Here is a 14,081-nt window from a genome sequence, read left to right on the forward strand (position 1 = left end):
TTTGCCGGAGGTTGCACCGGCGCTTCTTTGATAAGCTATCGCTTTTATAAAGCGGACGAGGCTTATTCTGACTTCATCAGCCAGGATGCAACCGTGACCATGCTGATGGCCCGCGCCGGGCAGCGCATCTTCGCCACGGCCTACAGCGCATACGAGATTATGGTCTATGACGGAGCATCTGCCGAAGCGGCAGCTGCGCAAAAGGCCTATATCGACCACAAGGAAGCGCTGGGCAAACTGCTGCGCAGACTGCCGGAGCTTCTGCCGCAAGAAGCAGGAGCCTTCTCGACCTTTGAAAAGGAGGCGAACACAATCCTGGCACTGACGGACAAGGCCGTTGCCGTCAGCCTGCTCAACAAGGATGAAGAAGGAAAAGCCCTTCTGGGCGAAGCCGATCCGCTGATCTCTCAGCTGACGACGCAGATGCGCAAATGGAATGACGACCATATCGCCAGGGTCCAGAAGGATTCCGACGCCATGTCGGACCAGACGGTCTTCACCATCAAGACGACGCTGGGCGGCCTGCTCACGATCTTCTCGCTCGGTCTCGTGGCCGCCATCCTGGTCTCGCGGCGCGGCATTACCCAGCCGGTGCACGCGCTTCGCGCCCGCATGGCCGCGCTGGCGGCCGGCGATGCCGACAGCACGGTGCCGGGGCTTGAGAGAAAGGACGAGCTGGGCGAAATGGCCGCCGCCGTCGCCATCTTCCGCGACGCCGCCGTCACGCAGAAGCGCATGGAGCAGGAGGCGACGGACACACGCCAGCAATCCGACCGCGACCGCGAACAGCGCGACGTGCTGCGCCAGCGCGAAGCCGCGCAGATCCGCTTCGCCATCGACAATATCGCCTCCGGGCTGACCGCTCTGTCCGACGGCGATCTGGACTATCGCCTGGATACGGCCTTTGCCGAAGACCTCGACCAGCTGCGCCAGGACTTTAACCGCGCCATGAACACGCTGCGGCAGACGGTTCAGGGGGTGAGCGAGAGCGCCCGCGGCATCGACGCCGGCGCACGCGAGATCCGCACCGCCGCCAATGATCTGGCCAAGCGGACGGAACAGCAGGCGGCTTCCGTGGAAGAGACGGCCGCGGCCCTCGAACAGATCACCACGACCGTTCGCGATGCCACCGCCCGCGCGGAGGAAGCCGGCGCCCTGGTGGCCCGGGCACGAGCCGGCGCGGAACGCTCCGGCGAGGTGATGGGCCAGGCCGTTTCCGCCATGGTCGAGATCGAGAAATCATCGGCCGAGATCTCCAACATCATCGGCGTGATCGACGAAATCGCCTTCCAGACCAATCTTCTGGCGCTGAATGCCGGGGTGGAGGCCGCGCGCGCCGGCGAGGCCGGCAAGGGCTTTGCCGTCGTCGCGCAGGAGGTGCGCGAGCTGGCCCAAAGATCGGCCCAGGCCGCCAAGGAGATCAAGGCGCTGATCTCGACCTCGGGCAATCAGGTGCAGAATGGCGTCGATCTCGTCGGCCGCACCGGCCAGTCGCTGCGCCAGATCGTCACCGATGTCGAACAGATCGACCGCAATGTCCGCGCCATCGTTGAGTCCGCGCGCGAGCAGTCAACCGGTCTGCAGGAGATCAACACGGCGGTGAACACCATCGACCAGAACACCCAGCAGAACGCCGCCATGGTCGAGGAATCCACGGCTGCCAGCCACAATCTCAGCCAGGAAATCGACACGCTGACCGGCCTTCTGGCGCATTTCAGGATGCAGGGCGGAGGCGGACAGACTGGCGGGCGGCGGGAGCCCGGCCTTGCCGCGCCCGCGCGCGGCGAGACGGCGCCGCACGCCTATCAGCAGAAGCTTCGCGCCGCCTTCTCCAGGTAGCGGACGACCGATATCGGCCGGCGCACTTATCCGCGCCGGCCGACGGACCGAAAGGCATCCGCCGGTCTCATTCGGTTATGACGCCCGGCCCCAGGGGCACACTCAGGGGCGGGTTCACCGGGTTGCGGGAAACGCCACCCAGCGCGCGGCGCAGTCCGGGGCGGATGGCTGCTCCCCTGTTACGGCCATTGGCTTCGGCATAAGCGGGGACAAGGCTACGGGCGGTGGCGGAAGAAGGCCGCCTGGCGCAGCGGCGATCTGCGCATTCTCCACCTGCCAGTCGACGGCCGGATCGAAGCGGACGCCCTCGAAGCGCACGTCGAGCGGATGGGCCGCATCATAGCCGCGCAGTACCAGCGTGCCCGTTCCTCCCGCGACCGCGCGCAGAAGAATGTCGCGATAGACCGGGATCGCCGTTCCCTGCGCCTTCTCGTCATAATGCGTGTCGAAATCGATCGGCCGACGATTGCCGCGCAGGCAGACATTCTCATAGCGGATATTGCTGACGAGCCCGCCACGGCTGACATCGCTCTTGATGCGCAGCCCCGACGTGGCGCCGTCAATGGTGACGTCGCGCACCAGCACATCGCTGACGCCAGCAAGCGTCTCGCTGCCGATCGACAGGCCGTGACCCCAGTAGAAATGATCGTCGATCAGGGACACATGCCGTGTCGGGGCGCTTCCGGCCTTGATGGCGATATTGTCATCGCCCGTGCGCACGAAACTGTGCGCGATCGTCACATCTTCGGAGCCGGCGGGATCGATGCCATCGGTGTTGCGGGCGTCGGCCGGCGTGTCGATGCGCACGCCCCAGAGCGTGGCGCCCTTCACGCCGTTGAGCAGGATATGAAAATTCGGCGAATTCTTGAGCGTGACCCTGTAGAAGACGAGGTCCGCGCCGTGATCGACCTGGATCAGGCGCGGAATGTTCTGCTTGCCGCCCTCGCGCTGGGCCCGGCGGGCGAGCTGCCACCAGGTTTCGCTGCCGCCCGCCATGGCCGCTCCCCCCTGACCATCGATCACCCCGTCGCCGACCAGACCGGCCCCTTGCGTCTGCGAAAAGAGCAGGAAGGGACGGCAGCCCTGGCCCTTGGCATCGATCCTGCCGCAAAGGCCTTGCCCCCGGTCATAAGCCTTGGGGTCCGCCACGGCGGCCAGCACCACGCCCCGATCGAGCCAAAGCGTGACGCCCGAGCGCAAGGTGAGCGGCCCGCTGACGAAGCGCCCGCCGGCGCTCCCGGCCACCAGCTTGACCGCCTTGCCGGCCGGGCAGGCATCGATCGCCGCCTGAAGCCGCGCCGTATCCGTGGCCGCATCCGGCTCTGCTCCGGCCTGCGCCTCTCCGGGAGCCGGCAGAGTGGCGCAGAGCTGCGCCGGCAAGAGGGGCTCCGTCACTGCGCGACGGTCGCCCTCGGCCAGTGCGGCATGGGCAGCGAGGCTTGCCGCGAGTGCAAGACCCGCAACACGGCAAACGGCGTTAGAGAAGAAGGCACGGCGCGGGGTCTGGATCATGTCTTTTCAGGTCCTGTTTGAACGGGCTTGGGCCAGCCCGCCAAGCGGCACCACATCAAGCCGTGCATTTTTATGACAGCATCATGCTTTCGAGCTGCCTCTTGCACATCGGCCAACCGACAAGGAACAAAGCGGCCCGGCCATGGTTCGTTCTTTATCGCGAGCACCCTTGGCGGCAAGCGCCGGCCAGCTCCCGACGGGAGAACGATCATGGACAGCATCGCCTGGCTCTTCGCAATCGCAGGCGCAGCTTTCGTTCTTGGCGCGATCATCGCCTTCGCCCGCACGCGCCGGCGCAAGCCGCGGCCGGACGGGACGCAGACAAGCGATGCGACGATCGACAGCTTCTGTACGAAGCCCCGCTGAGCCGCCGCAAGGCGGTGGATGCGCAAGCATTGATGAACTCTTCCAACCGGCGAACGGGCAGGATCCGCAGGACCGCTTCCCGTCTTCGCCCACACTAGGAGACGCAGATGGTGAAGCTCGACCAGAAGAGCCCGCAGCCGGGCATGCCCGGCACCACCGCCCAATCGCCGGTATGGGAGGGTCCGCCGGAGACGCGGCCCAGCGGCTACCTCAAAGCAACCGACGACCCGATCCATGACCGCGACGCCCTTGGCGAGACCCTGGAAGATCCTGAACGGCGCAACCTCAGCGAAGCCGTAAAGGTGAAGGGCGACGATGATACGGGCGAGCGCACCGGCGCCGCTCAGGCTGAAACCCGAAACGGAAAACCGCAGGCACAGGGTACCATTCGTGCGGATGTTGCAGGAAAGACAGGCTCATGAAGGACAAATCCAATCCCGGCACGGGCGCGGGGGATAGATCCGCGACAAAAAGCGACGCCGCCGGCCAGTTCGCCAAGGGCATCACGTCAAGCGACAACAATGGCGTCCACAGCGCCAAGCCCACGGTCATCACCGGCTCGGACGATGCCACCGCAAACAAGCGGCCGGACGGCAAGCGTGTCGGCACCGAGTTCTCGCCGCGTTATGACGAGCGCGACATGAATGAGGGAGAGTTTCGCGGCTGAGCAGCGCTGGAGCGCGCGGAAGGCTTCCGGGTCCGATAAAGCCCGAAGGCTTTCCGCACGCCTTTCACCGCGCCATTTGATCTTAGGCCGCCATCAGATCAATGCATCGAACCGCGTGGCCTGACTGGTAACACGTCTCTGTAAAACTGCGACGCTGCGCTTTGCCCGTTACGGCAGCAGCGCCGGCCAATAGAGGTCGTCGCGATAATCGGCGGGAATGGCCGCCAGTCGGCCGAGCGCCTGAGCCACGAATTCGATTTCGCGGCGCTTGCGATCAATGTGGCGCGGCACGGGCAGACCCGTGGCCTTCAGCCTTGCGTCCCAGCGGGCCATATTGAGCGGGGCCAGCCTGCGGGCCATCTCCGCATGCAGATCAGAAAGGCTCGGAACAAGGCCATCGCTTGGCGAGAGTTGCGACGATCTCTCCCCCGTCGCACCGCACTCCACCCCTTCAATGACCCGCAAAGCCGGCCGTGGCCGGCAGCCCTCCGGCAAAGTCGGCAAGACCGACGCTCCCGCGCCGCCCGCGATCACGCGCAACCCCATGGCATGAACCCCCGTCGTTTCATTCCCTGCCGATCCGCCCCCGGATCGTCCTGAAATGCCGTGCGCTCCAGACAGAGACGCAAGCGGGATCATTCTGCCGAAAATCCTTTGTCGGCTCAATGCCCTTGAAGTCGCGAGTGCCCGGCGCAGCCTGCGCCATGCTTTTGCCGCAGTCGATGCGCCGGCCGGCGCGCGACGGGACACACGAAAAAGCCCGGCGTGGCAGGGACCGCGCCGGGCTCTTGGATTCAAGCAGATAACGGAGTCAGATGATCGGCTTGCCGCCGGTGACCGCGATCGTCGCGCCCGAGACGTAGCTCGACAAGGGATCGGCCAGCATCACATAGGCGGTCGCGAGCTCAGCCGGCTGTCCGGGGCGCTTCATCGGCACCTGCTTGCCGAAATTCGACACCTTCTCGGCCGGCATGGTCGAGGGGATCAACGGGGTCCAGATCGGGCCGGGCGCCACGGCATTGGCGCGAATACCCTTTTCGGCCAGCATCTGCGCAAGGCCGGCGGTGAAATTCTGGATCGCGCCCTTGGTGGTCGCGTAAGCCAGAAGCGACGGATTGGGATTGTCGGCATTGATGGAGGCCGTGTTGATGATCGCGCCGCCTTCCTTCATATGCGGCACGGCGGCCTTGGTCAGGTAGAACATGGCATGGATATTGACCTTGAAGGTCAGTTCCCATTCCTCGTCCGGAATCTCGCCGATATCGCTGAAGGTCGCCTGATGCGCGGCATTGTTGACGAGGATATCGATTCCGCCAAGCTCCTTGACGGCGGTGTCGATGATGCGGCGGCAATGTTCGGCCGTCTGGATATCGCCGGCAACCAGCACGGCCTTGCGGCCGGCCTCCTCAACGAGGCGTTTGGTGTCCTCGGCATCCTCATGTTCGTTGAGATAGGCGATCAGCACGTCCGCGCCTTCGCGGGCATAGGCAATGGCTACCGCGCGGCCGATGCCGCTGTCGCCGCCGGTGATCACGGCCTTCTTGCCCGCCAGCCGGCCGGAACCCTTATAGCTGGTTTCGCCGTGATCAGGCTTCGGATCCATCTGGCCGGTCAGGCCGGGCATGGGCTGCTGCTGGTCGGGAAAGGGCGGCTGCGGATGGGCGTTCATGGGCGTTACCTCGTCTCGGTGAGCGGATCTGCAGGGAAAAAGGGTGGCGACGGCCCCTTAAGGCGCGGAGTGGCCACGGCTGTCCAACGTGCCGGTCCCGGCATGGTTCCCACCAAAGGTTTTTGCCGCTTACATTTCCCGGCGCCCACTGCGCAGGTCATGCCGAGCGGGCCTGTCTGAAACCAGAGGGGCGGACGCCAGTTCTAAGAGCGAAAAAATGTCTCCGGAGGTGGCCATGGCACAGAGTTTCGACCGAGAAGAACAGGGCGACTGGCGTCACCTCTGCGTGGACATGCAGCGGCTGTTTTCCGAGGACACGCCTTGGCATGTGCCGTGGATGGCGCGCATCCTGCCACAGGTCTCGGCCATTGCCGGCCGCCATGCCGAGCGCAGCCTCTTCACCCGCTTCATCACGCCGGAAAAGGCGGAGGACATGCCGGGCGCCTGGGTGGATTACTATCGGAAATGGCCGATGATGACCCGGGCCGCGCTGCCGGCGGAGATGCTGGGGCTGATGCCCGAGCTTGCCCGCTTCGTGCCGCCTGGGCGGCTATTCGACAAGGCGGTCTATTCACCCTGGGCGGACGGGCGGCTGCATCCGCTGCTTCAGGCCGAGGGCGTGCGCCGGCTGGTGATGACGGGCGGCGAAACCGATGTCTGCGTCATGGCCGCCTTGCTCGGCGCGGTCGACCTCGGCTACCACATCACGCTGATCAAGGATGGCTTATGCAGCGGCACGGATGCCACCCATGACGATTCGCTGGAGCTGCTCGGATCACGCTTTTCCGTGCAGGTGGAGATCCTCACGGCAGAGGCCTTTCTCAGCCGCGCGGGGTGAGAAAGGTCCTGCGCGGGATCAGGGCACGTTGCGCTTCAGCTCGTCGATCCAGGCGCGGGCATTGCCGTCGGAGGGCGCGCGCCAGTCGCCGCGCGGCGAGAGCGAGCCGCCGGAGGTGACCTTCGGGCCGTTCGGCGAGGCCGAGCGCTTGAACTGGCTGATGGTGAAGAAGCGGAACAGGAAGGTCTCGAACCAGCGCTTGATCGTCGCCAGATCATAGGCCTGCCGGCTTTCGGCCGGGAAGCCCGGCGGCCAGTCTCCGGCGTTTGCATCCCGCCAGGCGTGATAGGCGAGGAAGGCCACCTTGGACGGCTTCAGGCCGAAGCGCGTGGTGTAATAGAGCATGAAATCATGCAGGGCATAGGGGCCGATCTTGTCCTCGGTGCTCTGCATCTGCCCGTTCTCGTCCGCCGGCACCAGTTCCGGCGAGATGATCGTGTCGAGCACGGCGCCCAGCACCTCGTTGGTGTCCGCCTTGAACAGGCCAGTGCGGATCATCCAGCGAATGAGATGCTGGATCAGCGTCTTCGGCACCGAGGCATTGACGTTGTAATGGCTCATCTGGTCGCCGACGCCGTAGGTGGACCAGCCGAGCGCGATCTCCGAGAGATCGCCGGTGCCGAGCACCATGGCATCATAGCGGTTGGCGGCGCGGAACAGGAAATCGGTGCGCAGGCCGGCCTGGACGTTTTCGAAGGTGATGTCATAGACCTTCTCGCCATCGGCGAAGGGATGGCGCAGATCCTTCAGGAGCTGATGGGCGAGCGGCTTGATGTCGATCTCTTCTGCCGTGATGCCCAGGCTGTCCATCAGCGCCCAGGCATTGCTCTTCGTCGCATCGCCCGTGGCAAAACCCGGCATGGTGAAGCCGAGAATGCCGGAACGCGGCAGGCCGAGCCGGTCGAAGGCATTGGCGGCGATGAGCAGCGCATGAGTGGAATCGAGCCCGCCCGAGACGCCGATGCACAGCTTCTTCAGCCGGGTGGTGCGCAGGCGCTGCATCAGGCCTTCCACCTGAATGTTGACGGTCTCGTAGCAATCCTGGTCGAGCCGGGCGGGATCGGCAGGCACGAAGGGATAGCGCGAGATCGACCGCTCCAGCCCGATATCCGCCTCCGGCGGCGCAAGATCGAAGCCGATGCGCCGCATCGTCGTCTCCGGCCGGCCGTTCATCAGCCCGGCATCGTTGAAGCTGCCAGTGCGCAGGCGCTCGAGCGCGAGCCGGTCGACATCGACATCGGCGACACACATCTGTGCGCCGGCGGGAAAGCGGCTGGTCTCGGCCAGCAGGCGGCCAAGCTCGTAGATGCAGGCCTGGCCGTCCCAGGCGACATCGGTGGTGGATTCGCCCGGTCCGGCGGCGGCATAGACATAGGCGGCAAAGCAGCGCTCCGACTGCGCGGCGCAGAGCAGATGGCGCGTGTCGGACTTGCCGACGGTGATGTTGCTGGCCGAGAGATTGGTGAGGATCAGCGCACCGGCCAGCGCCCCGAAATCGCTCGGGCAGGCCGGCAACCAGACATCCTCGCAGATTTCGACGTGGAAGACGAAATTGGCCCTATCGCGCGCGGCAAACAGGAGATCGACGCCGAAAGGCACCGGGCGGCCGGCCACCGTGATCGTCTCGCCGCGAATGTCGCGGCCGGGCGCGAACCAGCGCTTCTCGTAGAACTCGCGGTAATTCGGCAGATGGGTCTTCGGCACGACGCCGAGGATGGCGCCGCGATGGATGACCACGGCGCAATTGTAGAGCTTGCCATTGTGGACCAGCGGCGCGCCGACCAGCAGGACCGGCATCAACTCGCGGCTCTTTTCCACGAGACCGGCCAGCGCCTGATCCACCGCCTCGTGCAGCACGGCCTGGCCTAAGAGATCGTCGATCGAATAGCCCGAGATGCCCAGCTCTGGAAACACCATCAGCCCGGCCGCGCGGCGATGCCCCTCCTCGGCCAGCGCCAGGGTCGCGGCGGCATTGGCGGCGGGATCGCCGAGGCTCACGACCGGCGTGCAGGCGGCCACGCGCACGAAGCCCTGATGATAGCTGGAGAAGAAGGACATGAGGGACGGACCCTTTCATTCTGTGGCAGCCGCCATAATGGACATCATGGCGCGCGCGGCGGCGGGAGCCGGCAGAACAGCGAGAACGGCGGCAAGTTTCAGGCTGGGCACGACTGTGCCATCCTGCCCGGGGCATGGACACGCCTTGTCCTGGGCAGGGAATGGTCTAGCCGATCCGGCGAAGGGGCGAAACGGCTTTCGTGCAGAGACAGAAAAATCCGGCGCGCCGGCGGCCATCGCTGCCGGCGACAATCGTCGGCAGACGGCCCTTCTCCTCACCATGGGCATAAAGGGCGCGTCGCAGGCTCGGTCCGTTACCGCGTCAGCGGCGGCTCGGACGAGGAGGATGACGTGATGATCGCCGGCGACGGGCGCATCGGGTCGGGCTGCGTCGTCACCTCGTGCAGCCATTCGCGCCAGACAGCGACGATGAGCGCCATCAGCACGGGACCGACGAACAGACCAAGGAAGCCCATGGTCTTTACCCCGCCGACCAAGCCGAAGAAGGTCGGCAGGAAGGGCAGCTTGATCGGGCCGCCGACGAGGCGCGGACGCAAGGTCTTGTCGACGATGAACAGCTCCACCGTGCCCCAGACGAACAGGGCCAGGCCGTGGAAGGGCGAGCCGCTGGCCACGAGATAGACGGAGACGAGGATGAAGCAGAGCGGAGCGCCGCCGGGCACAAGCGCCATGAAGCCGGTGATGATGCCGAGCGTCACCGATGACGGCACGCCGGCCGCCCAATAGGCCAGACCCAGCACAATGCCTTCGCCGATGGCGATCACGCCCATGCCCGTCACGGTCGAGCTGATGGTGAGCGGCACGATGCGCGAGACGCGCTCCCAACGCATCGGCAGGATACGCTCGCCCAGACGGTCGAGCTGCGCGACAAAGCCTTCGCCGTCGCGATAGACGAAGAACAGCGTGATCAGCATGAAGAGCAGCGTCAGGAAGGAATTGAAGGCCGAGGCACCGACAACCACGAGGCCGCGATAGATATTGCCGATATTGGACCCGCTGACGAGCTGGACCAGTTCGCCCAGTGCGCCGGGATGGCCGATATAGCGCGCCCATTGTTCGCCGAGCCAGGGACCGCCGGCCGGCAGTGCCAGCACCCACGGCGGCACGGGCGCACCGTTGGCATTGGCCTGGATCGCCCAGACGGCCCAGGCGCGGAATTCGTCCACCGCATAGATGGCGGCAATCGACACCGGCGCGATGATGAAGGCAATGACGAGAACCAGCGCGATGGTGGCGCCGAGCGTGCGGCTGCCGCCGATGGCGGCCAGCAGGCGACGGTAGAGCGGCCAGCTGGCAAAGCCGATGACCAGCGCCGCGAGAACCGGCACCAGAAAGCCGTGAAAGAAATAGACGCCCGCCAGAAGAACGAAGGCCAGGAGCCAGCGCGCCGCCGAAATCGGGCCGATCAATGCCGAGCGGTCATAGGCCGGCCGGCCGAAGAGCCGAGGCTCAGCGGGAAAGTCCCGTTCCCTGGTGCTCATATTCACCTTCGATGTCCTCTCCCTACGGCCCGGCCCGCAACGATATGCCTTATCGCGGAGGCCGGCGCGTCTTGGGACCCGCGACCGTCACGCGTCCATGCCGCATGGACGCTCGCCGCGTTCTAGTTGGTAGAGACGACAATTCTATAATGGAAGCCAAAATAAGGCGAGCACCGGCCGAAAAATCGCCGGTTGCGCCGCCCGAAGGCCGAGATGCCGGCGACGCGCCTACCAGCGGCGGCGATCGCTGGCAATCGCCACGCCCCAGACTGCCAGCGCGGCAAGGGTGACCGCTGCGCCCACGAGGCCGGTCGAGGTCCAGCCATAGCCATGGGCGATCGACACGCCGCCAGCCCAGGCGCCGAGCGCATTGGCCAGATTGAAGGCGGAGTGGCTGAGCGCTGCCGCCAGCGTCTGCGCCTCGCCGGCAACATTGATCAGCCGCAGCTGGATGCCCGGAACCAGGAGGAAGCCGCAACCGACGAGGAAGATGTTCAGCGCGGCAATCGCCGGATTGCCCATCGTGAAGGCAAAGAGCAGAAAGGCGCCGAGATTGAACAGCAGCGCCACGCCGAGACCGTATTTCAACGACCGGTCGGCCAGCCGCGCGCCCAGAAGATTGCCCGCGATCATGCCGGCGCCGAACAGTGCCAGCATCAACGGCACGCCGGAAAGCGGCACGCCGGCCACCTCGGTCATTGCCGGGGTGATGTAGGTGAAGACGGCAAACATGCCACCGCCGCCAACGGCGCAGATGGCGAGCGCCAGCCAGACATGGGGATTGGCCAGCGCGCCGAGTTCGCGCAGCGGCGAGGCCCCGGTTTCCGGCTTGTCCCTGGGCACGAAACGCAGCGTCATGGCCATGGTGATCAGGCTGATGAGGCCGACAATGGCGAAGGCGGCCCGCCAGCCGACCATCTGACCGAACCAGGCGGTCAGCGGCGTGCCAATGAGCGTGGCGACCGTCAGGCCCATCATGACCCGCGCCACGGCACGCGCCTTTTGATGCGGCGGCGCCAGACCGGCGGCGACGATGGCGGCAACGCCGAAATAGGCGCCATGCGGCAGGCCGGTGAAGAAGCGGGCGGCGATCAGCGTCAGGAAGTCCGGCGCGAGCGCGCTGGCGAAATTGCCGAGCGCGAAGATCGCCATCAGTGCGAGCAGGACATGCTGCCGGCTGAAGCGCGCGGCGAGCACGGCAATCACCGGCGCGCCCACCACCACGCCCAGCGCATAGGCGCTGATGACCATGCCGGCCGCAGGAACAGAAACGGCCGTGTCGCGCGCAACGTCGGGCAGAAGACCCATGATGGCGAATTCGCCGGTGCCAATGCCGAAGCCGCCAAGCGTCAGCGCGAACTCGGCCGGGCTCATCATGGTCGAGCGCACAGGCGGCGCGGAAGAGAGAACAGTGTCCGCCATGGGATCAGAAGCCGTCAGGAAGGAGGTCGGGAGCGCGTGCTGGCCTGGCCCTCGCCCTCAGCGAAGCGAAAGGCTGAGCCCAAGCATGATCGAAACGATTCAAGGCAAATGCCGAGGGTTCCATTATGCCGCAATGCGGCATGAAGAGCTATGCGCATGCCTCTCATCTTCCATGCTGCGAAGACATAGCTTATTGACGTTTACGTTCAGGTCATTTACCTCTTCAGGAGAGGAGACGGCGGCGGGCAAAGCCCCCCGGCGATGAAGGAGGATGCAAGAGGCGCGCCGGTCTGGAGGAAGACGCGCACGCCGAACCGCAGCCGTATGGACCTGAGGACATGCCATTCCCCCGATCGCCGGCGCAGCCGCGGATTGCGCTTGCCGCCCTGCCGCAACGGCGTCATCTTCGACGAAGGAAAGGATCGGGAGGATCATGATGCTGGACCCCACTGCCACGGCGAGTTCACCGGCGGTTAGCAAGCCCTGGCTGAAGTCCTATCATGCCAGTGTGCCGGCAACGATCCCGCCGCTCGACCACGGCACGATCCCCGATCTCTTCGATGCCTGCTGCGCCCGCTATGCCGAGAGCGCAGCCTATTCCTGCATGGGCAGCACGCTGAGCTTTGCCGCACTCGCCCGCGATGCCGGACATCTGGCGGCCACGCTGCAATCGCTCGGGCTGGAAAAGGGCGATCGTGTCGGCGTGATGATGCCGAACGTGCTGCAGAACCCGATCACCCTCTTCGCGGTGCTGAAGGCGGGTCTCGTCGTCGTCAACATCAATCCGCTCTATACCGCGCGCGAACTGCGCCACCAACTGAGCGATTCCGGCGCCAAGGCGCTGGTAGTGCTCGAAAACTTTGCCGCGACGGTGGAGCAGGCGCTGCCGGGCACGGATGTGCGCCATGTGATCGTCACCAGCCTGGGCGATTGCCTGGGGCTGAAGGGCCTTCTGGTCAATGCCGTGGTGCGCCATGTCAAGAAGCTGGTGCCGCGCTGGTCCCTGCCCGGTCATATCCCCTTCAAGCAGGCGCTTTCGCGCGGGCGCGGGCTGACGCTGAAGCCAGTGGCGCTGGCGTCTGGCGATACCGCCTTCCTGCAATATACCGGAGGCACGACCGGCATCTCCAAGGGCGCCATCCTCACCCATGGCAATCTGCTCGCCAATATGACGCAGCTCGGCCTCTGGCTCGACACCGCCTTCGTCAACCGCCCGCGGCCGCAGCGGATCGTCTTTCTCTGCGCCCTGCCGCTCTACCATATCTTCGCGCTGACGGTGAATGCGCTGATGGGCCTGAAGCTCGGCGGACTCAATGTCCTCATTCCCAATCCGCGCGACATTCCGGCGCTGGTCAAGGAGATCGGGCAGAACCGCATCACCGTCTTCCCCGGCCTCAACACCCTGTTCAACGCGCTCTTGAACAATCCGGATTTCCGAACGCTCGACCATTCCAGCCTGGCGCTGACTTTCGGTGGCGGCATGGCGGTGCAGCGCCCGGTGGCCGAGCGTTGGGAGGCCGTCACCGGCTGCCCGATCAAGGAGGGCTACGGCCTGTCGGAAACCTCGCCGGTGGCCACGGCCAACCGGCTGGACCTGCCGGATTTCACCGGAACGATCGGCTTGCCGCTGCCGTCGACGGAGGTGGAGATCCGCGATGAGGAGGGCCGCAGCCTGCCGCCTGGCGAACCCGGCGAGATCTGCATTCGCGGGCCCCAGGTGATGGCCGGCTACTGGAACATGCCGGCGGAGACGGCACGCGCCATGTTTGCCGACGGCTTCTTCCGCACCGGCGATATCGGCTTCATGAGCCCGGAGGGACTGACCAAGATCGTCGACCGCAAGAAGGACATGATCCTCGTCTCCGGCTTCAACGTCTTCCCCAACGAGATCGAAGAGGTCGTCATGACGCTCGACGGCGTGCTGGAATGCGCCGCCATCGGCGTGCCGGACCCGCATTCGGGCGAGGCGGTCAAGCTGTTCGTGGTGCGCCGACGGCCGGATCTGACCGAGGATGAGATCAAGGCGCATTGCGCCCGGCATCTGACCAATTACAAGCGCCCGCGCCACATCGAATTCCGCGAGGAACTGCCGAAGTCGAATGTCGGCAAGATCCTGCGGCGCCAGCTGCGCGGCTGATACCAGGTCCCAATCATCGACACTCGGCATGACAGGCGCATTGCTGTAACGGGCGCATGACAGGTCCTGCA

12 protein-coding genes are annotated in these 14,081 nt (G+C 65.5%); 6 read left to right on the forward strand and 6 right to left on the reverse strand.

The window, feature by feature from the left end; translation table 11 throughout:
- Positions 1-99: 99 nt before the first annotated feature.
- The gene (locus BJF92_RS26280) at positions 100-1,839 is read left to right on the forward strand and encodes a methyl-accepting chemotaxis protein (RefSeq protein ID WP_280938394.1); all 1,740 of its coding nucleotides are present in this window, start codon (positions 100-102) and stop codon (positions 1,837-1,839) included.
- 114 nt (positions 1,840-1,953) lie between these two features.
- Here the strand turns inward: BJF92_RS26280 and BJF92_RS20240 are convergent, their stop codons facing one another.
- A complete protein-coding gene (locus tag BJF92_RS20240; RefSeq protein ID WP_078058287.1) occupies positions 1,954-3,351 on the reverse strand; it encodes a glycoside hydrolase family 28 protein in 1,398 nt (465 codons plus the stop codon).
- Between the two features lie 210 nt (positions 3,352-3,561).
- Between BJF92_RS20240 and BJF92_RS25660 the strand changes: the two genes are divergently transcribed.
- The 3 genes from BJF92_RS25660 (at position 3,562) to BJF92_RS20250 (ending at position 4,384) form a co-directional block, all read left to right on the forward strand.
- A complete protein-coding gene (locus tag BJF92_RS25660) occupies positions 3,562-3,717 on the forward strand; it encodes a hypothetical protein (RefSeq protein WP_158032257.1) in 156 nt (51 codons plus the stop codon).
- A 107-nt stretch (positions 3,718-3,824) separates the two neighbouring features.
- Positions 3,825-4,139 (forward strand): hypothetical protein, encoded by a 315-nt coding sequence (locus tag BJF92_RS20245; protein ID WP_075636555.1) that lies wholly within the window; start codon positions 3,825-3,827, stop codon positions 4,137-4,139.
- Entirely contained in the window at positions 4,136-4,384 is a 249-nt protein-coding gene (locus tag BJF92_RS20250) for a hypothetical protein (RefSeq protein WP_075636556.1), read from the forward strand. The genes BJF92_RS20245 and BJF92_RS20250 overlap by 4 nt, the downstream gene beginning before the upstream one ends.
- Positions 4,385-4,552: 168 nt before the next feature.
- Here the strand turns inward: BJF92_RS20250 and BJF92_RS20255 are convergent, their stop codons facing one another.
- Together BJF92_RS20255 and BJF92_RS20260 are read right to left on the reverse strand one after the other, a co-directional pair.
- Positions 4,553-4,744, reverse strand: a complete 192-nt coding sequence (locus BJF92_RS20255; RefSeq protein ID WP_078058288.1) for a hypothetical protein — start codon at positions 4,742-4,744, stop codon at positions 4,553-4,555.
- A 451-nt stretch (positions 4,745-5,195) separates the two neighbouring features.
- Entirely contained in the window at positions 5,196-6,053 is an 858-nt protein-coding gene (locus tag BJF92_RS20260; RefSeq protein ID WP_075636557.1) for an SDR family oxidoreductase, read from the reverse strand.
- Between the two features lie 235 nt (positions 6,054-6,288).
- On the opposite strand from BJF92_RS20260, the gene BJF92_RS20265 reads away from it, so the two are divergent.
- Positions 6,289-6,891 carry a cysteine hydrolase family protein gene (locus BJF92_RS20265; protein ID WP_075636558.1) on the forward strand — a complete coding sequence of 201 codons (603 nt, stop codon included), beginning with the start codon at positions 6,289-6,291 and terminating at the stop codon, positions 6,889-6,891.
- A gap of 18 nt (positions 6,892-6,909) precedes the next feature.
- Here the strand turns inward: BJF92_RS20265 and BJF92_RS20270 are convergent, their stop codons facing one another.
- The 3 genes from BJF92_RS20270 to BJF92_RS20280 form a co-directional block, all read right to left on the reverse strand.
- On the reverse strand, positions 6,910-8,949 hold the full coding sequence (locus BJF92_RS20270; protein ID WP_075636559.1) for an NAD(+) synthase: 2,040 nt from the start codon (positions 8,947-8,949) through the stop codon (positions 6,910-6,912).
- 314 nt (positions 8,950-9,263) lie between these two features.
- Complete coding sequence (locus tag BJF92_RS20275; protein ID WP_075636560.1) at positions 9,264-10,451, reverse strand: AI-2E family transporter; 1,188 nt, start codon at positions 10,449-10,451, stop codon at positions 9,264-9,266.
- Positions 10,452-10,679: 228 nt separating this feature from the next.
- Entirely contained in the window at positions 10,680-11,873 is a 1,194-nt protein-coding gene (locus BJF92_RS20280) for an MFS transporter (protein ID WP_075636561.1), read from the reverse strand.
- Positions 11,874-12,309: 436 nt separating this feature from the next.
- On the opposite strand from BJF92_RS20280, the gene BJF92_RS20285 reads away from it, so the two are divergent.
- A complete protein-coding gene (locus BJF92_RS20285; protein WP_075636698.1) occupies positions 12,310-14,010 on the forward strand; it encodes a long-chain-fatty-acid--CoA ligase in 1,701 nt (566 codons plus the stop codon).
- Positions 14,011-14,081: the final 71 nt, after the last annotated feature.

The sequence above is a fragment of the Xaviernesmea rhizosphaerae genome (genome assembly GCF_001938945.1).
Classification (GTDB): domain Bacteria; phylum Pseudomonadota; class Alphaproteobacteria; order Rhizobiales; family Rhizobiaceae; genus Xaviernesmea; species Xaviernesmea rhizosphaerae.